The sequence below is a fragment of the Streptomyces sp. NPDC001156 genome, from assembly GCF_053598275.1.
The window spans coordinates 12430-33632 of sequence record NZ_JBSFJX010000015.1 but is presented as its reverse complement, the minus strand read 5'-3'; the positions used below and the strand labels follow the sequence as shown (position 1 = coordinate 33632).

The following is a 21203-nucleotide window of genomic DNA, read 5'->3' as shown; positions in this document are numbered from 1 at the left end:
CGGTGAAGCGGCGGACTACTTGACCTTCGCCATGCGCGATGTCGGGTCGCCGGCGTCCGAGTTGTCCGTCTCGAAGTCGAGGCCGGTGCCGACCGGGGTGAGCCGCACCTCGTGCCGTCCGGTCGTGCACGTCGACGGGTTGGACTTCTGGGCCACGCTCGTGGCGACGAGCTGTCGGGCCGAGGCCCGCTTCAGCAGCAGTACGTCGTCGCAGATGCCGCCGAGCTGGTCGGTGGAGCGGAACGTGCCGATCTCCTCGCCGACACCCGCCTGCCGGATGGTGACGCGGAAGGTGCCCGCCGGCAGCGCGCCGCCGAGCGCCAGGGCATCGCCCTCCCAGGTGCCCAGATACGCGGCGGGCACGGCCCCGGGTCCCGTCCCCTGACCGGCCGTTGGGGCGCCGTTGCCGACCGCCCCGTCCTTGCCCGAATCGGCCTTGTGGAGCAGCCCGAGCAGCAGGACCGATCCGACCGTGACCGCGGCCAGCGCTCCGGCCACCGCCAGCGCGACCGTGCAGCTCACGCGCCGGCCACGGCCGCCGGTTCCCGGCACCGAGGTCGTGGCGACGCCCATGGAGACCTTCCCCCCGGCGTCCGCGGGGGGCACGGCGTCCTGCGGCTGCGCCTGTGCCTCGCGGGGGTGAGGTATCGGAGGAGCGGTCATCTCGGGCGGCGGGCCGAAGACCCCCGCGGGCCGCGGCCCGGACGACCCGTCCGTCAGAGGCGCCCGGGGCCCGGCCGGACCACCGTCCGCCACCGCCGCGGCCACCGAGGACTCGGCCACCGCGGCCTTGCCGAACCCCACCGGCCCCGAGAGTGCCGCCTCCCCCGCCTCCAGGTTCAGCAGCTGTACGGCCTTGCGGCTGACCTGCTCCACCAGCGGGCCCGGCAGCCAGCCGGCCGCCACCAGACGGGCCGCGCCCTCGGGGGCGAGCCGCCCGGCCACCTGTTCCGGTGCGGGGCGCGCCGCCGGGTCCTTGGCGAGGCACGCGGCCACCAGTTCCCGCAATGCGCCTTCGAGGCCGTCCAGTTCCGGCTCCTCGTGCACGACCTTGTACAGCAACGCCGCGGAGGAGTCGCCGGAGAAGGGGGACTGCCCGGTGGCCGCGTACGCCAGGACCGCGCCCAGCGAGAAGACGTCCGCCGCGCCCGTGACGCCCTTGCCGAGGATCTGTTCGGGCGACATATAGCCGGGCGAGCCGATGGAGACCCCTGTGGAGGTGAGCGATGCCGTGCCGTCGATGGCGCGCGCGATACCGAAGTCGATGAGGACCGGGCCGTCCAGGGTCAGCAGGACGTTCGAGGGTTTCACGTCCCGGTGGACCAGGCCCAGGCCGTGGACCGCCGTCAGGGCCTCCGCGAGCCCCGCGCCCAGGGCCCGTACCGAGGCGAGGGGAAGCGGTCCGCCGTCCGTCACCGCCGCGGTCAAGGACGGACCCGCCGCGTACCCGGTCGCGACCCAGGGCACCGGGGCCTCCGGGTCCGCGTTCAGGACCGGTGCGGTCCAGGCGCCCCCGACGCGACGCGCGGCGTCCACCTCCCGGCGGAAACGGGCGCGGAACTCCTCGTCCAGGGCGAAGTGCGGATGCACCACCTTGACCGCGACGGTGCGCCCGCCCGTGCTGCGTCCCAGGTAGACGCGACCCATCCCACCGGAGCCCAGCCTGCCGAGCAGCCGGTACGGCCCCACGACGGTGGGTTCACCGGCCTCCAGCGACTGCATGGCGGCCCCCCTCCCCCTATGACTCCCAGCAGGGTAGCTCTCGCCGGGTCCGCAGACCGGGTCCGGCGGCACCGGGCCCGGTGACAACTTCCCTACGGCTGGAGGAGCTTGACCTGAACATCGGCCGGGAAGCCCGTCGTCGGCCCGACCCGGCGCGCGAACTCGGCGACCGCCGCCAGCTGAGGGTCGCCGAAGCGGAAGTCCAGCGTCGTGAAGTACTTCTCCAGCACCTTCTCGTCGAAGGCCTCCCAGCGGGCCGCCTGCTCCGCGACCTTGCCGACCTCCTCGAGCGACAGGTTGCGCGAGGACAGGAAGGCCTCGTGCACCTGGCGGGTGATGACGGGCTCACGCTCCAGGTAGTCGCGCCGCGCCGCCCACACCGCGAAGACGAACGGCAGGCCCGTCCACTCCTTCCATAGGGTGCCGAGGTCGTGCACGGCGAGGCCGAAGCGCGGCCCGTCGTGGAGGTTGGCGCGCAGGGCGGCGTCGCCGATCAGCACCGCGGCCTCGGCCTCCTGCATCATCAGGCTGAGGTCGGGTGGGCAGGTGTAGTAGTCCGGCGTCACCCCGTACCGCTCGGCGAGCAGCAGCTGGGCGAGGCGTACGGAGGTGCGCGAGGTGGAGCCGAGGGCGACGCGGGCGCCGTCGAGCTGGTCCAGCGGGACCTGGGAGACGATCACACAGGACATCACGGGGCCGTCGCAGCCGACCGCGATATCCGGGAAGGCGATCAGGTCGTCGGCGTTCTTGAGGAACTCGACGAGGGTGATGGGGCCGATGTCGAGGTCGCCCCGCACCAGCCGCTCGCTGAGCTTCTCCGGGGTGTCCTTGGTCAGCTCGAAGTCCAGCAGGGTGCCGGTTCTCGCGAGCCCCCAGTACAGGGGCAGGCAGTTCAGGAACTGGATGTGGCCGACGCGCGGCCGGGTGCGAGAATTGTCCACATCGCGAGACTAGACCCCGTGCGGTACCGTGCTGGGCCCAGGGTCCGCGAGTGGCTTCGGAAACGCCCCGGTCTCCTGGTGTCCACCTCAGCGACTACGATGAGCCACGGCGACGTCAACCCCGCTCACCACCCGCTGAAACCTTCGGGTGAAGTGATCTTGACCTCTATTGCTTTCGGCTGCCTGCGTGCTAGGCTCGCCGCAAGTTGCAGTTTGGTTTCCTTGCAGTACAGAGCCTGCGGAGCATGTAACCGCGGGCTCTCGTCGTTTTCAGACATATGCAGTTGTGCGGCGCTTCAGTTTTCACACTTGCAGGTTCTGGAGCAGGGCAACCCTTTGGGCCCAAGGAGGGCTTATGGCTACCGGAACCGTGAAGTGGTTCAACGCCGAAAAGGGCTTTGGCTTCATCGCCCAGGAAGGCGGCGGCCCCGACGTCTTCGTCCACTACTCCGCGATCAACGCGAACGGCTTCCGTTCGCTCGAGGAGAACCAGCAGGTCAGCTTTGACGTGACCCAGGGCCCGAAGGGTCCGCAAGCGGAGAACGTCACGGCCATCTGAGTCTCCGGTCTCGGAGTTTCGGTCTTCGGTTCCAGGCCTTCGGCTCACTGAGCCCGAGTGCTTTGATCCGGAACGGACAGCAGTACCCAAGGAGCCCCGCGCGCCATCCGGCGCAGGGGGCTCCTGCTTTTTTGCGCCGGTCCACTTTCTTGGTACGCCGGACGGCGTGGTTCACCCGGACGGACCACCGCCGGTGGGCCACTTTCGCCAGGAGCGGTGACGCTGCCCGGCCGGCCACACTGCGGCGTTGGCCGGACACCCATACGGATGACTTTCGCGCGGTGGCCCCGACCGGCGAGGCGAGATGCCCATGAGGCGGCCGCGAGTGCGCACACCCGTTCGGGTGGCTTCGCACGGTGACGCTGACGGTGGGCAGGCCTGTACGGTGGACCGGCGCCCTTCCGCTGCCGCCGAGCGCGGCGGCGGACACGGGACGACCGTCGGACCGTGAGCCCGGCCGCCGCCCTACCAGGCCACGGGCAGCTCGAGCGGGAAGCGCCGGATCGTCTCCGTGTCCCAGCGCACTTCCTCCGGGGCCACCGCGAGCCGCAGACCCGGGAACCGCTCCATCAGCCGCCCGATGGCCACCTCCAGCTCCGCCATCGCCAGCGGGACGGCGATGCACCGGTGCCCGCCCCAGCCGAAGGTCATGTGCGGCGCCATGGGACGCTCCGGGTCGATGACGTCCGGGTCCGTGTAGCGCTTGGGGTCGCGGTTCGCCGTCAGGTACGACACATGCACGAACTCACCCGCCCGGATCCGCACCCCCTCGATCTCCACGTCCTCCAGTGCCACCCGGGGAATGCCGACCCCCTTGCGGAAGGGGATGACCCGCAGCAGCTCGTTCAGGACGTCCGTCAGGGTCTCCGGCCGGTCGCTGAGGTGCTGCAACAGTTCGGGGCGGGTCAGCAGGAGATAGGAGATGTTGCTGATCTGGCAGGTGGCCGTGTCCTGACCGCTCAGCACGAGGGTCAGCGCCATGACCGCCAGTTCCTGGTCGTCGAGCACGTCGTCGCCGTCCTTGGCGGCGGCGAGCGCGCTGATCAGGTCGGGGCCCGGGGTGCGCCGCCGCTGTTCGACCAGTTCGCCGAAGTACTCGCGCAGCGCGGCCTTGGCTCTCGCCGCGGTCTCGCGGCCGTCCGGGCCGGTGGCGAGCAGCTGGTGCGCGTACTTCTGCATCCGGGGCCAGTCCTCGCGGGCGATCCCGAGGACGTCGTAAATGGTCTGCTGAGGAAGCTGGTTCGACAGATGGTGGACCAGGTCCGCCGGCGGCCCCTGCTCGGCCATCTCTTCGAGCAGGGTGTCCGCGAGCCGGGCGATCCTCTGACGCATCAGCTCGACATGCCGCTTGGCGAAGCCCTGCGATGCCAGCCGGCGCAGCCGGGTGCTGTGCGGCGGATCGATCACGTTGATCGACTCGGGGGAGACGATGGGCTCCGGTGTCAGCCTCGGATAGTCGGATCCCATGATCCCCGCCCGGCTGAACCGGTGGTCCGTGGTCACCTGCCGTACGCCCTCGAACCCGGTGACCAGCCAGGCCTCGGCGTCACCGTACGGAAGCCTGATGCGGGTGATGGAGTCGCGGGCCATGAGAGCCGCGAGCGCGGGGTCGAAGTCCAGACCCTCGCTGAAGTCGAACGGACAGGTGATTGCTTCGCCGCTTGCGGTCATCGCGCTGTTCTCCGTTTCCCTCCGCCTTTGTCGCTTCTCCATGCATAAGCCCTTTTCACCCCGTATGACTGTCCGGATTCCTCCGGATGTGCCAGTCGGAGCGCAGGGATGCCAAGGACGACGAAGGCCGGAAGCGGATGCCGGACCGTTCCCCCGTTCGGGTCGTCAGTCGACCGAGACGGGCACCGGCAGGACGTTGGTGGCGTTCACGGCGGTGCGCAGCCCCCGGGCGAGGCGGACCGCGTCGCCCACCGCCCAGAAGTGGACGAAGAACAGCCGGGGCTCGTCGGTCAGGCCGTGGTTGTGCAGTTCGACGAGCTCGGCGCCGGCCCGCCTCAGGGCCACGAGAACGTCCTGTACCTCCCCGGCGATCATGGCGCAGTCGCCGCTGATCGCCGCCCGGCCGCCACCCAGCGGCTGGAAGTTGAGCGCCGTGGTCGACCCGAGGCCCGGCGGCAGGATCATATGGCCGTCGGTGATGACCTCTCGGCGGATGAACGTGTTCTTGTAGATCCCGTCGTCGTGGGCGCCCTTGACGCCCAGTGCGGCATCGATACCCGCGGTGTCCAGGTCGACGGGCCGCGGCGGGACGACCTGCGGCCGCGCCGGGGGCGGAGTGCCGGTGCGGTCGAACGCCGCGCGCAGGCCCCGGGCGATGGACACCGGGTCCCGGCCGTGCGCATGGACGTGGATCCACCAGATGTCCGGGGACTGGGAGAGCAGGTGCTTATGGATGGCGGTCTGCTCGATCCCGTGCTCGTACAGGACGTCGCTGTAGGGCTGCAGCTCGTCCTCGGTGACCACCACGTCGCCCATCAGCAGTGTTCCCCCGTCGGCGTACCGGACGAAGGACACGTGCGACCCGAGGGCGAGTGCCGGCTTGACGACGACGCCGTGCGAGACCACCGAGAGGTCCCGGCGCGGCAGGCCCGTGTGGTACATCAGGTCGCGCTTCATGTCGCCCTGCCGGCCCAGCACGTGGGCCACGCCCCGCCAGTCCGACAGGGCGGTGCGCGCCGGTGCGACCGGCCCCTCGTGTCTGTCCTTCGTTGTTCCGGTGGACAGGGCGCACGCGGGGGTCGCCCCGCCCAGCAAGGGCGCCAGGGCAGCCGCGGCGAGCATCCGCCGCCGCGACGTTCGGGTGTCCTGCTGTCGGTCCTCAGCCATCATGTGATCCTCCCTGACCGGATGGAACCACGGAGGGCTGCGGACGGCCGCCAGCGCCGCCATCGCTGCGGCCGGGCGAGTGAACCGCTCGTCGGCGATCGGGTGACACCTCCGGCACCCGGTCAGCGGGCAGCGGGCAGCGGGCAGCGGGCAGCGACGGACCTACCGCGCGTACAACTGCTCCACCTCTGCGGCGAAGTCCCGCATGACCGCCATCCGGCGCAGCTTCATCGACGGAGTCAGATGGCCGGCCTCCTGCGTGAAGTCCACCGGCAGGACGGCGAAGCGGCGGATCGACTCGGGGCGCGAGACCAGCTTGTTGGTCTCGTCCACGGCACGTTGCAGGACCGCGTGCAACTCCTCGTCGTCCAGGAGGAGTTCCGGCGGCACCGGGTGCTTGCCGCGCATCTGGCGCCAGTGGACGATGCCCTCCGGGTCCAGCGTGATCAGCGCGCTCACATACGGGCGGCCGTCGCCGAGGACCATGCACTGGGAGATCAGGGGGTGGGAGCGCAGCCAGTTCTCCAGCGGGGCGGGGGCCACGTTCTTGCCCCCGGCGGTGATCAGTATCTCCTTCTTCCGGCCGGTGATCGTCAGATAACCCTCGTCGTCCAGACGGCCGATGTCGCCCGTGGGGAGCCAGCCGTCCGGGCTGGCAGGGACCACCCCGCCGCCATGGGGGTCCCAGTAGCCCCGGAACACCTGTCCGCCGGCGAGCAGGATCTCGCCGTCCGCGGCGATCCGGACCCTGGTGCCAGGCAGCGGCCAGCCCACCGTTCCGAGGCGGGGCCTGAGCGGGGGCGTCACCGTCGCCGCGCCGGTCGTCTCGGTCAGGCCGTAGCCCTCGAAGATCTCGATGCCCGTGCCCGCGTAGAACGCCGCCAACCGCTGTCCCAGAGGGGAGCCACCGCAGATGACATGGCGTACGCGGCCGCCCAGGGCGTTCCGGATACGGCGGTAGACCAGGGGGTCGTACAGAACGCGGGCCGCCTTCAGGGAGCGGCTGGGTCCGGAGCCCGTGCCGTGCTGACGGGCCTCCAGCGCCTCGCCGTAGCGGCGGGCCACGCTCGCCGCCCGGTCGAACAGGGCCGCGCGGCCGCTGCGCTCGGCCGTGGCCCGCGCATTGTTGAAGACCTTCTCCAGCATGTACGGGATGACCAGCAGGAAGGTCGGGCGGAAGCTCGCCAGGTCCGCCAGCAGGTCCTCCGCCTGCAGGCTCGGCGCGTGCCCGAGGCGCACCCGTGCGCGGATGCAGGCGACCGCCACCATCCGGCCGAAGACGTGCGACAGCGGCAGGAACAGCAGTGTGGAGGGCTCGTCACCGGTCGTCGTCGCCTTGAAGACCGGGTGGAGCAGTTCGATCGCGTTGTCCACCTCTGCCAGGAAGTTGCCGTGCGACAGCGCACAGCCCTTCGGGCGGCCCGTCGTGCCCGAGGTGTAGATGATCGTGGCAAGGGTGTCCGGGCCGAGGACGCCGCGGCGTACGACCACCTCCTGGTCCGGCACCGGCGCGCCGTGCTCCGCGAGGCGCTCGACGTGCCCCTTCTCCATCACCCACACATGGTGCAGATCGGGCAGCCGGCTGAGTTCCGGGCCGAGGGCCGCCGCCTGGCCGACCGTCTCCGTCACCAGGGCCACCGCGCCGGAGTCCTGGAGGATCCAGCGGGTCTGGAAGACCGACGAGGTGGGGTAGACGGGAACCGTGACCAGTCCGGCCGCCCAGGCCGCGAAGTCGAGCAGCGTCCACTCGTAGGTGGTGCGGGCCATGATCGCGATCCGGTCGCCCGGCATCAGGCCCTCGGCGATCAGCCCCTTCGCCACGGCCAGTACCTGGTCGGCGAACTGAACCGCCGTCACCTCCGTCCAGCCGCCGTCCGGGTCCCGGCGGCTGAGGACATGATGGCCGGGCATCTCGGTCGCGTTCTCGAACGGCAGGTCGGCGAGCGAGCCATGGCTCACCGGCGGCACCAGCGGAGGTACGTACACCTCCCGCACCTCGCCGTTCAGCCGCCGTGTCTGCGGCTCGACGAGCACCGGGCCGCCGTCGTGGTCGAGATCGAGGGGGGCGACGGCGACGGGTGCGGACGAGTACGAGATGGGCATGGGGCAGCTCCTGGGACTGCGGCTGTGCACTGCTCTGCCGTATCGGGTACGCACAGCGCGCACCGATCCGTTCATCGGCGGAGCGACTCGCTGTTACCGCCGGTCAGAACCGCGATCGTACGGCCCGCACGTGGGGACTTCGTGCGGGTTCCGGGATGGTCTGGGGCCGGGGCTGTGCAGCCTCCTCCCCCTTGGCCGTCAGGGGCGTTCGAGGATCGCCGTGACTCCCTGTCCGCCGGCCGCGCAGATCGAGATCAGACCGCGGCCCGGGGCGTCGCGCTCGGCGAGGAGTTCGGCGAGCGTCGCCACGATCCGGGCGCCGGTCGCGGCGAAGGGGTGACCGGTGGCCAAGGAGGACCCCGTGACGTTCAGCCGGGCGCGGTCCACCGGGGCGAGACCCTGCTTCTCCCAGGCGGCCAGCGTCGCCAGCACCTGTGAGGCGAACGCCTCGTGGATCTCGACGAAGTCGAAGTCCTCGATGCCGCACCCGGCCTTGTCGAGCATGCGGGGCACGGCGTGGGCCGGCGCCATCAGCAGCCCATCCGGGCCGCCCGCCACGTCCCCGCCGGCGAAGTCGACGGCAGCGGTCTCGTACGCGGTCAGATACGCCCGCGGCTCAAGGCCCCGCTCCCGCGCCCACTCCTCGCTCGCGAGCAGCACGACGGCGGCGCCGTCCGTGAGCGGCGTCGAATTGCCCGCCGTCATCGTCGGGTTCGGGCCGCCGGTGCCGAACACCGGTGCCAGACGGGCGAGTTTCTCCGGTGTCGAGTCGGGGCGGAGGTTCTGGTCCCGCTCCAGGCCGCGGAAGGGGACGACCAGGTCGGCCAGGAAGCCCCGCTGGTACGCCGCCGCCAGCCGCCGGTGGCTCGTGGCCGCCAACGCGTCCTGGGCCTCACGGGTGATGCCCCACGCGCGGGCGGTGACGGCCGCGTGCTCCCCCATGGACAGGCCGGTGCGCGGCTCGGCGTTGCGGGGGATGTCGGGAACCAGATGACCGGGGCGGATCCTGGCCAGCGCCTTCAGCCGGGCACCGGGCGACGGGGCCCGGCGGACCTCGAGCAGGATGCGGCGCAGCGCGTCGTTCACCCCGAGGGGCGCGTCGCTGGTCGTGTCCGCCCCGCCCGCGATCGCGGACTCGGTCTGCCCCAGGGCGATCTTGTTGGCGGCGGCGATCACCGCTTGGAGACCGGTGCCGCAGGCCTGCTGGACGTCGTACGCGGGCGTGCGGGCGTCCAGACGCGAGCCGAGCACGGCCTCGCGGGCAAGGTTGAAGTCGCGGCTGTGCTTGAGCACGGCTCCGGCGACCAACTCGCCCACGGCACCTGGGCCGTCGAGCCCGTACCGCTCGACCAGCGCGTCCACCACCGCGGTCAGCATCTCCTGGTTGGAAGCGGTGGCGTACGGACCGTCGGAGCGGGCGAAGGGGATGCGCCTGCCGCCGACGACGGCGATCCGCCGCACCTCACCGATGTGGAGGGAACTGCTCATCTCGACCCGCTCCTCGCGCGCCCGGCTAACCTTACCCCGGGTAACCTTACTCCAGAGTAAAGAGATGTGGACAGTCGAGCGAGCTGGGAGCCGGACCATGGCCGACCGTTATCTGCGCTTCACGGGGACCGCACCGGGCCGCTTCCTCACCAGGCGGCTCGGGCTGCCGCAGCCCGTGGCACTGCACCGCTGGTCGGCCGAACGCCCCGTGCTGGACGGGCCGTTGATGCACCTGACGGCGGGCAAGTCGGAGCTGGACCTCGCTCCGGTGCTGAGCCGTACCGGTCTTGTGCCCGGCACCGAGCGGCCCGCCGCCGTCGTCCTGGACGCCACCGGTGTACGGGACGTCGACGCGCTCGCCGAGGTGCACGCCGCGCTGCACCCCGTCGTGCGATCGGTCGCCGAGAGCGGGCGCGTGGTGGTGCTGGGCTCCCCGCTCGACCCGGACGACCACCACCAGGCGGCGGCGCAGCAGGGCCTGGAGGGCTTCGTGCGATCGCTCGGCAAGGAGATCGGGCGGGGCCGGACCGTCACGCTCGTGCGGCTGCCGGACGCCGAGGCCGCCGAGTCGACGCTGCGGTTCCTGCTCTCGCCGAGGTCCGCGTACGTCAGCGGGCAGGTCATCGAGGTCGGGGACGGGAGGACGGCCGCTCCGGAGGACTGGTCGCGGCCGCTCGCCGGGCGGACCGCGCTGGTGACCGGGGCCGCCCGCGGGATCGGCGAGGCGGTCGCCGGGACGCTGGCCCGGGACGGGGCGCACGTGCTGTGCCTCGACGTGCCGGCCGCGGAGGCGGACGTACGGCGGGTCGCCGAGCGGATCGGCGGGACCGCGCTGACGCTCGACATCGCGGCCGACGACGCGGGTGCGCGGATCGCCGAGGCGCTGCCGGGCGGCCTGGACGTCCTCGTCCACAACGCGGGGATCACCCGGGACCGGCGGCTCGCGAACATGGCGGCCGAGCGGTGGAGTCCGGTGCTCGAGGTGAACCTGGCGAGTGTGCTGCGCACGACGGACGTCCTGCTGTCACGCGGTCTGCTGCGGGACGGGGGGCGGATCGTGGCGACCGCGTCGATCGCCGGGATCGCGGGGAACGTGGGACAGACGAACTACGCCGCGAGCAAGGCGGGCGTGATCGGCCTCGTGCGGGCGCTGGCGCCCCGGGCCCTGGCGGAGCACGGGGTGACGGTGAACGCGGTCGCACCGGGGTTCGTCGAGACCCGGATGACGGCGGCGATTCCCCTGGTCGTCCGGGAGGCGGGACGGCGGATGAACTCGCTGGGGCAGGGCGGCCTTCCGGTGGATGTGGCGGAGACGATCGCCTGGCTGGCCGGTCCGGGATCGGGGGCGGTGAACGGGCAGGTGGTGCGCGTGTGCGGACAGAGCCTGCTCGGTGCGTAGCGCTCGGCACGGATCCCCGTCCACGACCGCGTACCGTCCGTGGTCCCTCGCGGCCCCTCGCGGCCATCAACAGGTGTTCCCCCTCGCGCCCTTCAAGGGCTGCTCCCCCTCACTTCGTCCCCGTCCTGGAGCCTCCCTCATGTCTTCGCTGCTTCCCGTTCTCGCCCGCGGCGCTCTCCTCTCCCCGCTCAAGCGCCCGCACCCCGGAGCCCGCTTCCCCCGGGCGCCGCTCGCTCTGCCCGGCGTCCGGATCGATCCGGCGCATCTCGCCGCCTACGAACGCGTCTGCGGGTTTCCCACGGGCGTCGACACGGTGCCCGTGACCTACCCCCACCTCCTCGGCTTTCCCCTGGCCATGCGGATCATGGCGAGCCGTGAGTTCCCCCTCCCCCTCCTCGGGCTGGTGCACACGAGCATCGAGATCACCCAGCGGGAGCCGCTCGTCCCGGACGGGGAGTACGACGTCGGCGTGCGTGTCAGGGAGTTGGCGCCCCATCGGCGGGGCACCCAGGCAGTGGTCGTCACGGAGGTCCGCGCCGGTGACCGGCTCCTGTGGGAGTCGACCAGCGCCTATCTCGCCCGGCACGGCACCCCGGCCCCGGCCGCGGCTCCGGCACCCGAGGGCGAACCCCCTCCCGCGCTGGAGGAGTGGCGGCTCGCCGCAGACCTCGGCCGGCGGTACGCGGCCGTCTCGGGAGACCGGAACCCCATTCATCTGCACGCCTTCACCGCCCGCCTCTTCGGCTTTCCGCGTGCCATCGCACACGGCATGTGGACGGTCGCCCGGTGCGTCGCCGAACAGCCGGCCCACGCCGCGGTGCAGGTGCGCGCCGAGTTCCGGAATCCGGTCCTGCTCCCGGGTTCCGTGACGTACGCCGCCGCCGGCGGGCGGTTCGAACTGCGGGGCGGGCACCGGCTCCACCTCACCGGTGAGACGCGCCGGCTCCCTGCCCGGGACACCTCACACGATCAGTAGGCGCGCAGTCTCAGAAGCCGTTCCCGCCCGCGGCCGGACCCGGCCGGGTCGTCTGGCCCTGGTCGGGCGGCGACCAGGGGCGGCCGTCCATGAGGTTGCCGAGGCCCGCCCAGGCGAAGTTCATCAGGGTGGCCGCCGCCTGCCGGGCGGAGACGCCGGGAGTGGCGTTGGCCCAGGCCGCGAGCGACTCGGCGGCACCGACCAGGGCCTCGGCGAGCCCTGCGACCTCGCGCTCAGGGAGGTCGGGGTCCTCGGGGTACCTCTCCGCTCGAGCGCAGCCGAGAGGTCGCGGGCGGGCCTCCCGTGCGGCGACGGCGATGAGCTGCGTCACGAACGCGACGATCTCCTCGCGCATCGCGGTCACCTCGGCGGCGAAGGGTTCGCCCTGCGTACGGGCCTGCAGGTGGAGGATCGACCAGCCCTCCGGGTGCTGCGCGGTGTGCGTGAAGAACGCTCGCAGCCCGTCCCAGAGTTGGCGGTCGGCAGCGAGTCCGGGCCCCACGGCGGAGCGCACCGCCTCGATGAGCGCGGCGGCCTCCCGGCGGATGCAGGCGGTGAAGAGGTCTTCCTTGGAGTTCAGGTACAGATACACCAAGGGCTTGGACACACCGGCGAGTTCGGCGATCTCGTCCATGGACGCGGCCATGTAGCCGCGTTGCCCGAAGGTCTTCACGGCGGCGTCCAGCATCTGCTGCTCCCGGACCGCCCGCGGCATCCGCTTGGTCTTCACGGCACCCATACCGGCAAGACTACGGTCGGGCGGCCCGCCGTACGGGCCGCCTCAGGAGGTCTGGCCCTGAGTCCTGGCGGCGTCGTCCGCCACGTCCTCCTGCGCACGGTTCGCCTCGATGTTGGCCTTCATACGGTCCACCCGGCCGACGACCTGCATGGACGCCCGGTCGCGTTCCTTGCGCAGGACGACGAAGCTGATCGGGGCCGAGATCACCAGGGCCAGCAGGATGATCCAGATGCCGTTGGAGTCGCCAAGGCCGCGCGGGACGATGCCCGAGTAGACGAGGCCCCAGACGACCACGAGGCAGCCCGCGAGAATACCGAGGCGCATCAGCGTGTAGCGGAGCATCGCAATCCACTCTTCCGTTCCGTGGGGGTTCCCCTGTTCGAGCCAAACCGAGAACCCGGCGATCTTCCCAAAGGGTTCCCAAAGGGCGCCCTCCAGTGAAGCACGCCGGACGCCCGATCTTGCACCGGGGTACGCCCCGGTTCACCCAAGGTGCAGCAGCATCGTGATGTCGTCGCGGTCGTCCCCCGGAGCCACCCGGATGGCGTCGGGCACCCGGCCGACCTCCTTGTAGCCGCAGGACCCGTAGAAGTTCTCGAGACCGAGACCGCCCCGGCAGGTGAGCCGTACCGCCTCGATGCCCTCGATGCCGCGCGCCGCGTCCGCGGCGGCGGCCAGCAGGTCACGACCGTAGCCCTTGCCCTGGTGCCGCGGATGCACCATCACCGTGTAGAGCCACAGCCAGTGCTTCATCAGCCGGTGGGTGTTGAAGGTGAGGAACGTGGTCGCCGCCACCCGCCCGTCCTCGTCGTGTCCCACCAGCAGCCGGGCGCGCCCCTCACTCATCGCCGCCAGGTGCTTCAGGAATTCCGGGCGTATCTCCTCGCGGGTGACCGGAGCCACGAATCCCACGGCGCCGCCGGCGTTGGACACGTCCGTCCACAGGTCGAGGACGCCGTCACGGAGCTCGGAGGTCATGGCGGGATCGAAGGCGAAAGTAAGGGGCATGCCGCGAGGGTACCTATTACTCCGGCCAGGACTCAAGCCCCTTCCGCGCCGTCGGCGCGCACGCGAAAGCCCCGGCCGAGCCGGGGCTTGCACCAGGGTGCGTGGGCGCTCAGAGGCGCATGGGCTGCGGCTCGTCCCGGCGCGCCGGGTCCGAGCCCTCGTACTCGCGGATGATCTCGTACCGGGTGTTGCGCTCCACCGGCCGGAAGCCCGCGTCACGGATCAGGTCGAGCAGGTCCTCGCGGGTCAGCTTGTTCGGCGTGCCGAAGTTGTCCGCATCGTGCGTGATCTTGTACTCGACGACCGAGCCGTCCATGTCGTCGGCACCGTGCTGGAGGGCCAGCTGCGCGGTCTGCACACCGTGCATGACCCAGAACACCTTGACGTGCTGGATGTTGTCGAACAGCAGACGCGAGACCGCGAAGGTCTTCAGGGCCTCGGCCCCCGTCGCCATCTGGGTGCGCTCCTGAAGGCGGTTGCGGATCTTGCCGTCCTTCATGTCCACGAAGTCGTGCTGGTAGCGCAGCGGGATGAAGACCTGGAAGCCGCCGGTCTCGTCCTGGAGTTCACGCAGCCGCAGCACGTGGTCCACGCGGTGGCGCGGCTCCTCGATGTGGCCGTACAGCATGGTGCACGGGGTCTTCAGACCCTTCTCGTGCGCCAGGCGGTGGATGCGCGACCAGTCCTCCCAGTGGGTCCTGTGGTCGACGATGTGCTGCCGGACCTCCCAGTCGAAGATCTCGGCGCCGCCGCCGGTCAGCGACTCCAGTCCGGCGTCGATCAGCTCGTCCAGGATCTCGGAGGCCGTCAGACCGGAGATCGTCTCGAAGTGGTGGATCTCCGTCGCGGTGAACGCCTTCAGCGAGACATTCGGCAGCGCCGCCTTCAGCTCGCGCAGCGAGCGCGGGTAGTAGCGCCACGGCAGGTTGGGATGCAGGCCGTTGACGATGTGCAGCTCGGTGAGGTTGTCCGACTCCATCGCCTTGGCGAGCTTGACCGCCTCCTCGATGCGCATCGTGTACGCGTCCTTCTCGCCCGGCTTGCGCTGGAAGGAGCAGTAGGCGCAGGAGGCGGTGCACACGTTCGTCATGTTGAGGTGGCGGTTGACGTTGAAGTGGACCACGTCACCGTTCTTGCGGGTCCGCACCTCGTGCGCGAGACCGCCGAGCCACGCCAGGTCGTCCGACTCGTACAGCGCGATGCCGTCCTCGCGGGTCAGCCGCTCACCGGCCCGGACCTTGTCCTCCAGCTCGCGCTTGAGCCCGACATCCATGCTTCTGCCTCTCCCTTGGACGAATCCTGCCAACCGTACCCCCCGCCCTCCGGACGGACGGCGCCCCCATACGGCGCCGTGCGCCTAGCTCTGTTCGGGAAGCTCGCCCACCCGGTTCTCCCACTTCGTGGACAGCACGATCGTGGTGCGCGTACGGGAGACACCCTTGGTGCCGGACAGCCGGCGGATGGTCTTCTCCAGGCCGTCCACGTCGCTCGCGCGCACCTTGAGCATGAAGGAGTCGTCGCCGGCGATGAACCAGCAGTCCTCGATCTCGTGAAGGTCCCTCAGACGGCGCGCCACGTCCTCGTGGTCGGCGGCGTCGGACAGCGAGATGCCGATCAGGGCGGTGACGCCGAGACCGAGGGAGGCGGCGTCCACGGTGGCGCGGTAGCCGGTGATGACGCCGGCCGCCTCCAGGCGGTTGATGCGGTCGGTGACGCTGGGCCCGGAGAGGCCCACGAGCCGGCCGAGCTCGGCATAAGAGGCCCTGCCGTTCTCGCGCAGGGCCTGAATGAGCTGCCTGTCAACGGCATCCATAGGTCCTAAGCCTTTCATTGTTCGGCGTTACTGAAGGTTTACGTATAGAAATCAAGGCGTGCAGAGCCGGAGCCCTGAGAATCATTCATACGATCAGTGATGGACCACTGTCCCGGAGCGTCATCGGAGGACGCTGCGCAGAATCCGTCAGCCTCTACTCGTCGGGCCGCGAGCCTCCCCCGAGCTCTCCCTTCCAGCGCCGGTACAGCCGGTGCGGCACCTCTGCCGCGTCCAGCACCCGCCCGGCGACGAAGTCGACGAGGTCCTGGATGTGCGTCGCCCCGGCGTAGAACGCCGGCGACGCGGGCAGCACGACCGCGCCCGCCTCGTCCAGGGCCACCAGATGCCTGAGGGTCTGCCCACCGAGCGGGGTCTCCCGCACGGCGACGACCAGCGGCCGCCGCTCCTTGAGCGTCACGCTCGCGGCCCGCTGCAACAGGTCTTTCGAGAGCCCGAGGGCGACACCGGCCACACACGCCGTCGACGCGGGCACGATCAGCATCCCCTTGGCGGGGTACGACCCGGAGGCCGGCCCGGCGGCCAGGTCGCCGGCGCTCCAGTGCCGTACGCGGTCCCCGTCGACGTCGACCGTGAACGTCCCGGGCTTGCCGTCGGCGCCCCGCCCCAGCCATTCCCTCAGGTCGTCCCGCCAGTGCGCGTCGCGGAAGGCGATCCCCGTCTCGTCCAGCAGAGTGAGCCGCGAGGCGCGGGAGACGACCAGATCGACACTCTCGCCCGCGGCGAGCAGTGCGCGCAGCACGGCAGCGGCATACGGGGTGCCGGAGGCGCCGGACACCCCTACGATCCAAGGCGTACGCGACGTCTCTCCTGGCTTGACTGGGTTCACGACACCGAGCCTATCCGGCGCCGCGGGGCGGGAACCGGCCAAGGGGGCCCCGCCGTTCACCGGAGGGGATCAGCGAGGGGTGGGGGGTGCCATGCAGGGTGCGAAGCCCGAGTGGTCGCAGAGCGACCGCGCCAAGGCGGCGGCCAAGCTGATGGTGGGGTGGGTGGCTCTGCTGTGGCTGCTCGAAGTGGTGGACGTGGTGAGCGGCCACGCCCTGGACGGGCTCGGCATCATGCCGCGCACCGCCTCCGAGCTGGTCGACGTCGTTCCCGCCGCCTTCATCCACTTCGGCTTCGCCCATGTCGCGGCCAACAGCGTGCCGCTGCTGGTCCTCGGCTTCCTGGCGGCCCTCGGCGGACTGCGCCGGTTCGCCGCGGTCTGTCTGCTGATCATCGTGGCGGACGGCCTGGGCGTATGGCTCATCGCCCCGGCGCATACCAACACCGCGGGCGCCTCCGGCCTCATCTTCGGACTGTTCGGCTTCCTCGTGGCCGGCGGCCTCGTCGAGCGCCGCCCGCTCGGCATCCTGGTCGGCCTGCTGGTCGGCGCGGTGTGGGGCGGCTCGATCCTGATGGGCCTCTCGCCCGCCCAGACGAACGTCAGCTGGCAGGGCCATCTGATCGGTCTGGTGGCGGGGGTGGCGGCGGCGTTCCTGTTCCGGCGGGGGGTTGGGGCCGGTGTCAGGACCGGTCGCGCGCTTTCGGGTCCACCGGAAGGCGGCCGGTGGTGAGCGTCGGCCTTCCGATGCCGCCCTCGACCATCTCCGTCAGACAGCCGGGGAAGATGTCCGCCGGCTTGCTGAGCCGCGCGAGCATGCGGTCGATGCCCGAGACGGTCACGGTCGACTCCCTGGGGCCCTGCACCCGTTGGTAGGCCGCGCCGTACTCACACGCTCAGGCCCCGAACCAGAAGGTCAAGGAGCGCACACACGAACAGGGCGATACCGATGAATCCGTTGACGCTGAAGAACGCCCGGTTCAATCGGCTCAGGTCGTGGGGCCGCACGATCGAGTGCTCGTAGACGAAGGCCCCCGCCACGATCACCAGACCGAGCCAGAAGAAGAATCCGGCGCTGGTGACGGCCGCGTACCAGACGAACAGGACCGTCACGACCGTGTGGCACACCCGGGCGCCCCAGATCGCCGCCGGCACGCCGAAGCGGGCGGGCACCGACATGACCCCGATCTCGCGGTCCGTCTGCACGTCCTGGCAGGCGTAGATCAGGTCGAAGCCGCCGATCCAGATCCCGACCGCGAGCCCGAGGATGACCGCGTCCCAGTCCCACCTGCCGGTGATCGCCAGCCAGGCGCCGACCGGGCCCATCGCCTGGGCGAGTCCGAGGATGGCCTGCGGGAAGTTGGTGAACCTCTTGCCGTACGGATACACCACCATCGGGATCACCGCGATGGGGGCGAGCGCCAGGCACAGCGGGTTGAGCAGCGCCGCGGAGCCCAGGAAGAAGACCAGCGCGATCAGTGCGCCCGTCCAGGCGTGCCGCACCGACATCGCGCCGGTGACCAGTTCACGGTGGGCCGTGCGCGGATTGCGGGCGTCGATCTCCCGGTCGATGATCCGGTTCGCCGCCATGGCGAAGGTGCGCAGGCCCACCATGGCGACGGTGACCAGGAACAGCCGGCCCCAGTGGATGTTCCGGTCCCACTGGTACATCGCGGTCAGCGCGGCGATGTACGCGAAGGGGAGCGCGAAGACGGAGTGCTCGATCATCACCAGGCGAAGGAATGCCTTGGTGCGTCCCGGCTGCGGGATCGCGGCGGAGGCGCTGCTCACAGGCCGTACTCCTTCCAGCGGCGGGTCACCTTCGCCGCCGTCTCCGGGTCGGACAGGACCATGTCGGGCCAGCCCCCGTCCCTCGTGTACCCCTCCTCGGGCCACTTCTTCGTGGCGTCGATGCCTGCCTTCCCACCCCAGAACTGCTGGTAGGAGGCGTGGTCGAGGTGGTCGACCGGGCCTTCGACGACCGTGAGGTCACGGGCGTAGTCCGTGTTGCCGAGGGCACGCCAGGCGACCTCGTGCAGATCGTGGACGTCGCAGTCGGCGTCGACGACCACGATCAGCTTGGTGAGGGACATCATGTGCGCACCCCAGACGGCGTGCATCACCTTCTGGGCGTGCTTGGGGTACTTCTTGTCGATCGAGACGATCGCACAGTTGTGGAAACCGCCCGCCTCGGGGAGGTGGTAGTCCACGATGTCCGGCACGATGATCTTCAGCAACGGCAGGAAGAACCGCTCGGTCGCCCGGCCGAGGGGACCGTCCTCCGTCGGGGGGCGGCCCACCACGATCGACTGGAGCAGAGGGCGGCGGCGCATCGTCACGCAGTCGATCGTCAGGGCGGGGAAGGGCTCCTGCGGCGTGTAGAAGCCGGTGTGGTCGCCGAACGGCCCCTCGGGCAGCATCTCCCCGGGCTCCAGCCAGCCCTCCAGCACGACCTCGGCGTTGGCGGGCACCTGGAGCGGGACCGTCTTGCAGTCGACCATCTCGATCCGCTTGCCCGCGATGAACCCGGCGAAGAGGTACTCGTCGATGTCGCCGGGCAGCGGCGCGGTGGAGGCGTACGTCACGGCCGGCGGACATCCGAAGGCGATCGCGACGGGGAGCTTCTCGCCGCGCCTCGCCGCCACCTGGTAGTGGTTGCGGCTGTCCTTGTGGATCTGCCAGTGCATGCCGATGGTGCGCTTGTCGTGGCGCTGGAGGCGGTACAGACCGAGATTGCGGATCCCGGTCTCCGGGTCCTTGGTGTGGGTGAGCCCGAGGTTGAAGAAGGAGCCGCCGTCCTGGGGCCAGGTGAAGAGGGCCGGCAGGGTGTCGAGGTCCACCTCGTCGCCGCGCAGGACGACTTCCTGCACGAGGGCATTGTCGGACTTGACCTTCTTGGGCGGTACGTGGGCCATCGCCCCGAGTTTCCCGAACGCCTCGCGCACCCCGACGAATCCGTGCGGCAGTTCCGGCTTCAGCAGTCCGCCGATCCGGTCGGAGATCTCGCCGTACGACTTCAGGCCGAGGGCCTTGAGCAGACGCCGGTCGGTACCGAACACGTTCATGGCGAGGGGCATGCTCGAGCCGCGCACGTTCTCGAAGAGCAGCGCGGGCCCGCCGGACTTCTGGACCCGGTCGACGATCTCCCCGACCTCCAGATAGGGGTCGACCTCGGCTTTGATGCGCTTGAGGTCCCCCTCGCGGTCCAGCGCCCGGAGCAGGGACCGAAGATCGTCGTAGGCCATGCGTCCCAGTATCCGGTACCGGCTAACCTTGCCCCGTCACCGGGGCCCTCTCATGCCCCGTCGCCGACTCCTGGGGGATCGCACCACCATGTTCAGGTATCTGCCCTACCTGCTGGTCCTGGCGCTGTGGATATACGCCTTCATCGACTGCCTCAACACCCCCGAGACGCAGATCCGGGGGCTGCCCAAGGTGGTCTGGGTCATCATCATCCTGCTCTTCGGGGAAGTGCTGGTCGGCCCGATCGCCTGGTTCGTGGCGGGCAAGGTGCGCCAGGCCCCGGCGAACGGAGCCACGCCCTCCGAGTGGCACCGCAACCACCGCATGGAGTGGATCGCGCCCGACGACAACCCCGCCTTCCTGAAGACATTGAAGGAAGAGAACAAGAAGGACGAGGCGCTCCTGAAGGACTGGGAGGCCGACCTGCGCCGGCGCGAGGACGAACTGCGGCGCCGGGAACGCGGCGAGGAGCCCCAGGACTGAGGGCGAGGCCCTGACCCTGGAACCAGGGTGGCGTCCGGCCCTGGTTCCGTCCGCGGTCCGGCACGGGGCCGGCGCAGGGCTCAGCGGACCGTGATCGAGTCGAGCTTCTCCCGCAGATACACATGCGAGTCGACCGGCTCGTACGCCACCCGCCCCACCGGCGCCGGTACCGACTCGACGACGGTGCCCGGGGTGCACTCGCCGAAGTAGACAAGGGACATCAGCTCCTCGGCGGGCGCGTCGGCCGGCGGCGGCAGAACCCGATGGCGGCCCGAACGCCAGCGGTCGCCCGTCCAACGGGCCATCAGGTCACCGATGTTGATGGTGAAGACCGCCGGGTCGTAGGGCGCGTCCTGCCAGCCGCCGTCGTCCGTGTGGACCTGGAGTCCTCCCTTGCCGGCCTGCCGGTCGAGGATCGTGACGGTTCCGAAGTCGGTGTGCGGGCCGATGCGGAACTGGCCCGGCTCGGGCTCGCCGACGAGCTCCGTACCCGGGTACCAGTTGATGTTGAACCCGTACGTCGGATGTGCCATATGGCGCGTGAAGAAGTCCTGTTCGAGCCCCAGGGCCTCGCCGAGCAGCGACAGCAACCGGTTCTCCAGCTCGCTCATCCGCGCCAGGTACTCCTCGCACAGCACCCGCAACTCCGGCACCTCCCGCGGCCAGACGTTGGGCGCGTACCACTGCGCGTTGATCTCCGGGTCCTCGAACGGCTCGTGCGTGGCGAAGGTCAGCGACTCCTTGAGGTCGGGCGGGGTCTCGGTGCCCTCGGAGTAGCCGTTGGCCTCGGTGCCGGGGCCGAGCCAGCCGCGACCGCCGACCCGGGCCGCGTACTTCTCCTTGATCTCGGCGGGTAGCACGAAGAACGTCCGCGCCGCGGCACGGATCCGGGCGCGCAGGGACGCGGTCACGCCGTGCCCGGTGACCAGCAGGAAACCGGCGCTGCGCAGGGCGTCGTCGACGGTGCGCGCGGTACGGGCGCGGGCGTCCGGGGCGCCGTCCAGCCAGGGTCGCAGATCGATGGTGGGGATGCGGGGCTCAGTCACG

21 protein-coding genes are annotated in these 21203 nt (G+C 70.7%); 5 read left to right on the top strand and 16 right to left on the bottom strand.

Annotated features, from left to right (window positions below; genetic code table 11):
- Positions 1–15 precede the first annotated feature (15 nt).
- Both ACWDA7_RS10810 and ACWDA7_RS10805 read right to left on the bottom strand, forming a co-directional pair.
- A complete protein-coding gene (locus tag ACWDA7_RS10810; protein WP_450603782.1) occupies positions 16–1722 on the bottom strand; it encodes a serine/threonine-protein kinase in 1707 nt (568 codons plus the stop codon).
- Between the two features lie 92 nt (positions 1723–1814).
- The gene (locus ACWDA7_RS10805) at positions 1815–2663 is read right to left on the bottom strand and encodes a menaquinone biosynthetic enzyme MqnA/MqnD family protein (protein WP_450603781.1); all 849 of its coding nucleotides are present in this window, start codon (positions 2661–2663) and stop codon (positions 1815–1817) included.
- 355 nt (positions 2664–3018) lie between these two features.
- On the opposite strand from ACWDA7_RS10805, the gene ACWDA7_RS10800 reads away from it, so the two are divergent.
- Positions 3019–3222: a cold-shock protein gene (locus ACWDA7_RS10800; RefSeq protein ID WP_043442843.1), complete on the top strand. Its 204-nt coding sequence runs from the start codon at positions 3019–3021 to the stop codon at positions 3220–3222.
- Positions 3223–3687: 465 nt separating this feature from the next.
- Here the strand turns inward: ACWDA7_RS10800 and ACWDA7_RS10795 are convergent, their stop codons facing one another.
- The 4 genes from ACWDA7_RS10795 to ACWDA7_RS10780 all read right to left on the bottom strand — a co-directional run bounded on the left by ACWDA7_RS10795 (position 3688) and on the right by ACWDA7_RS10780 (position 9651).
- On the bottom strand, positions 3688–4893 hold the full coding sequence (locus ACWDA7_RS10795) for a cytochrome P450 (RefSeq protein ID WP_450603780.1): 1206 nt from the start codon (positions 4891–4893) through the stop codon (positions 3688–3690).
- 165 nt (positions 4894–5058) lie between these two features.
- Complete coding sequence (locus tag ACWDA7_RS10790) at positions 5059–6063, bottom strand: DUF1259 domain-containing protein (RefSeq protein ID WP_450603779.1); 1005 nt, start codon at positions 6061–6063, stop codon at positions 5059–5061.
- A 159-nt stretch (positions 6064–6222) separates the two neighbouring features.
- Complete coding sequence (locus ACWDA7_RS10785) at positions 6223–8163, bottom strand: AMP-dependent synthetase/ligase (RefSeq protein ID WP_450603778.1); 1941 nt, start codon at positions 8161–8163, stop codon at positions 6223–6225.
- A 198-nt stretch (positions 8164–8361) separates the two neighbouring features.
- Positions 8362–9651, bottom strand: coding sequence for an acetyl-CoA C-acetyltransferase (locus ACWDA7_RS10780; protein ID WP_450603777.1), 1290 nt, complete (start codon positions 9649–9651; stop codon positions 8362–8364).
- A gap of 97 nt (positions 9652–9748) precedes the next feature.
- Between ACWDA7_RS10780 and ACWDA7_RS10775 the strand changes: the two genes are divergently transcribed.
- Both ACWDA7_RS10775 and ACWDA7_RS10770 read left to right on the top strand, forming a co-directional pair.
- Positions 9749–11050 (top strand): 3-oxoacyl-ACP reductase, encoded by a 1302-nt coding sequence (locus tag ACWDA7_RS10775; protein WP_450603776.1) that lies wholly within the window; start codon positions 9749–9751, stop codon positions 11048–11050.
- A gap of 139 nt (positions 11051–11189) precedes the next feature.
- Positions 11190–12026 carry a MaoC/PaaZ C-terminal domain-containing protein gene (locus ACWDA7_RS10770; RefSeq protein WP_450603775.1) on the top strand — a complete coding sequence of 279 codons (837 nt, stop codon included), beginning with the start codon at positions 11190–11192 and terminating at the stop codon, positions 12024–12026.
- 10 nt (positions 12027–12036) lie between these two features.
- Here ACWDA7_RS10770 and ACWDA7_RS10765 read toward each other — a convergent pair whose 3' ends face one another.
- The 6 genes from ACWDA7_RS10765 to ACWDA7_RS10740 form a co-directional block, all read right to left on the bottom strand.
- Positions 12037–12765, bottom strand: coding sequence for a TetR/AcrR family transcriptional regulator (locus tag ACWDA7_RS10765; RefSeq protein ID WP_450603774.1), 729 nt, complete (start codon positions 12763–12765; stop codon positions 12037–12039).
- Positions 12766–12807: 42 nt separating this feature from the next.
- Entirely contained in the window at positions 12808–13107 is a 300-nt protein-coding gene (locus tag ACWDA7_RS10760) for a DUF4229 domain-containing protein (RefSeq protein ID WP_450603773.1), read from the bottom strand.
- A gap of 141 nt (positions 13108–13248) precedes the next feature.
- Positions 13249–13773 (bottom strand): N-acetyltransferase family protein, encoded by a 525-nt coding sequence (locus ACWDA7_RS10755; RefSeq protein WP_450603772.1) that lies wholly within the window; start codon positions 13771–13773, stop codon positions 13249–13251.
- A gap of 109 nt (positions 13774–13882) precedes the next feature.
- On the bottom strand, positions 13883–15046 hold the full coding sequence (mqnE, locus tag ACWDA7_RS10750; RefSeq protein ID WP_450603771.1) for an aminofutalosine synthase MqnE: 1164 nt from the start codon (positions 15044–15046) through the stop codon (positions 13883–13885).
- Between the two features lie 84 nt (positions 15047–15130).
- A complete protein-coding gene (locus ACWDA7_RS10745) occupies positions 15131–15586 on the bottom strand; it encodes an Lrp/AsnC family transcriptional regulator (RefSeq protein WP_359395178.1) in 456 nt (151 codons plus the stop codon).
- A gap of 154 nt (positions 15587–15740) precedes the next feature.
- On the bottom strand, positions 15741–16433 hold the full coding sequence (locus ACWDA7_RS10740) for a UbiX family flavin prenyltransferase (RefSeq protein WP_359395176.1): 693 nt from the start codon (positions 16431–16433) through the stop codon (positions 15741–15743).
- Positions 16434–16524: 91 nt separating this feature from the next.
- Between ACWDA7_RS10740 and ACWDA7_RS10735 the strand changes: the two genes are divergently transcribed.
- Positions 16525–17163 (top strand): rhomboid family intramembrane serine protease, encoded by a 639-nt coding sequence (locus tag ACWDA7_RS10735; protein WP_450603770.1) that lies wholly within the window; start codon positions 16525–16527, stop codon positions 17161–17163.
- Here the strand turns inward: ACWDA7_RS10735 and ACWDA7_RS10730 are convergent.
- Genes ACWDA7_RS10730 through ACWDA7_RS10720 form a run of 3 tightly spaced genes read right to left on the bottom strand, consistent with a single transcriptional unit; the run spans position 17114 to position 19675 of the window.
- On the bottom strand, positions 17114–17272 hold the full coding sequence (locus ACWDA7_RS10730; RefSeq protein WP_450603769.1) for a hypothetical protein: 159 nt from the start codon (positions 17270–17272) through the stop codon (positions 17114–17116). The genes ACWDA7_RS10735 and ACWDA7_RS10730 overlap by 50 nt on opposite strands.
- A 46-nt stretch (positions 17273–17318) precedes the next feature.
- Positions 17319–18221 (bottom strand): menaquinone biosynthesis prenyltransferase MqnP, encoded by a 903-nt coding sequence (gene mqnP / locus ACWDA7_RS10725; protein WP_450603768.1) that lies wholly within the window; start codon positions 18219–18221, stop codon positions 17319–17321.
- Complete coding sequence (locus tag ACWDA7_RS10720) at positions 18218–19675, bottom strand: menaquinone biosynthesis decarboxylase (RefSeq protein WP_450603767.1); 1458 nt, start codon at positions 19673–19675, stop codon at positions 18218–18220. Before ACWDA7_RS10720 ends, mqnP begins: the two co-directional genes overlap by 4 nt.
- 88 nt (positions 19676–19763) lie before the next feature.
- On the opposite strand from ACWDA7_RS10720, the gene ACWDA7_RS10715 reads away from it, so the two are divergent.
- Entirely contained in the window at positions 19764–20156 is a 393-nt protein-coding gene (locus tag ACWDA7_RS10715) for a PLD nuclease N-terminal domain-containing protein (RefSeq protein ID WP_450603766.1), read from the top strand.
- 80 nt (positions 20157–20236) lie between these two features.
- On the opposite strand, the gene ACWDA7_RS10710 is transcribed toward ACWDA7_RS10715, so the two are convergent.
- Positions 20237–21202 carry an isopenicillin N synthase family dioxygenase gene (locus ACWDA7_RS10710; RefSeq protein ID WP_450603764.1) on the bottom strand — a complete coding sequence of 322 codons (966 nt, stop codon included), beginning with the start codon at positions 21200–21202 and terminating at the stop codon, positions 20237–20239.
- Between the last annotated feature and the right edge of the window lies 1 nt (position 21203).

What these genes read in the sequence shown, in the direction of transcription:
- ACWDA7_RS10745 (WP_359395178.1), bottom strand. Translation starts at nt 15,586, where the DNA reads ATGGATGCCGTTGACAGGCAGCTCATTCAGGCCCTGCGCGAGAACGGC.
- ACWDA7_RS10735 (WP_450603770.1), top strand. Translation starts at nt 16,525, where the DNA reads ATGCAGGGTGCGAAGCCCGAGTGGTCGCAGAGCGACCGCGCCAAGGCG.
- ACWDA7_RS10780 (WP_450603777.1), bottom strand. Translation starts at nt 9,651, where the DNA reads ATGAGCAGTTCCCTCCACATCGGTGAGGTGCGGCGGATCGCCGTCGTC.
- ACWDA7_RS10810 (WP_450603782.1), bottom strand. Translation starts at nt 1,722, where the DNA reads ATGCAGTCGCTGGAGGCCGGTGAACCCACCGTCGTGGGGCCGTACCGG.
- ACWDA7_RS10770 (WP_450603775.1), top strand. Translation starts at nt 11,190, where the DNA reads ATGTCTTCGCTGCTTCCCGTTCTCGCCCGCGGCGCTCTCCTCTCCCCG.
- ACWDA7_RS10715 (WP_450603766.1), top strand. Translation starts at nt 19,764, where the DNA reads ATGTTCAGGTATCTGCCCTACCTGCTGGTCCTGGCGCTGTGGATATAC.
- mqnE (WP_450603771.1), bottom strand. Translation starts at nt 15,046, where the DNA reads ATGGATGTCGGGCTCAAGCGCGAGCTGGAGGACAAGGTCCGGGCCGGT.
- ACWDA7_RS10765 (WP_450603774.1), bottom strand. Translation starts at nt 12,765, where the DNA reads ATGGGTGCCGTGAAGACCAAGCGGATGCCGCGGGCGGTCCGGGAGCAG.
- ACWDA7_RS10755 (WP_450603772.1), bottom strand. Translation starts at nt 13,773, where the DNA reads ATGCCCCTTACTTTCGCCTTCGATCCCGCCATGACCTCCGAGCTCCGT.
- ACWDA7_RS10790 (WP_450603779.1), bottom strand. Translation starts at nt 6,063, where the DNA reads ATGATGGCTGAGGACCGACAGCAGGACACCCGAACGTCGCGGCGGCGG.
- ACWDA7_RS10800 (WP_043442843.1), top strand. Translation starts at nt 3,019, where the DNA reads ATGGCTACCGGAACCGTGAAGTGGTTCAACGCCGAAAAGGGCTTTGGC.
- ACWDA7_RS10775 (WP_450603776.1), top strand. Translation starts at nt 9,749, where the DNA reads ATGGCCGACCGTTATCTGCGCTTCACGGGGACCGCACCGGGCCGCTTC.
- ACWDA7_RS10795 (WP_450603780.1), bottom strand. Translation starts at nt 4,893, where the DNA reads ATGACCGCAAGCGGCGAAGCAATCACCTGTCCGTTCGACTTCAGCGAG.
- ACWDA7_RS10785 (WP_450603778.1), bottom strand. Translation starts at nt 8,163, where the DNA reads ATGCCCATCTCGTACTCGTCCGCACCCGTCGCCGTCGCCCCCCTCGAT.
- ACWDA7_RS10760 (WP_450603773.1), bottom strand. Translation starts at nt 13,107, where the DNA reads ATGCTCCGCTACACGCTGATGCGCCTCGGTATTCTCGCGGGCTGCCTC.
- ACWDA7_RS10720 (WP_450603767.1), bottom strand. Translation starts at nt 19,675, where the DNA reads ATGGCCTACGACGATCTTCGGTCCCTGCTCCGGGCGCTGGACCGCGAG.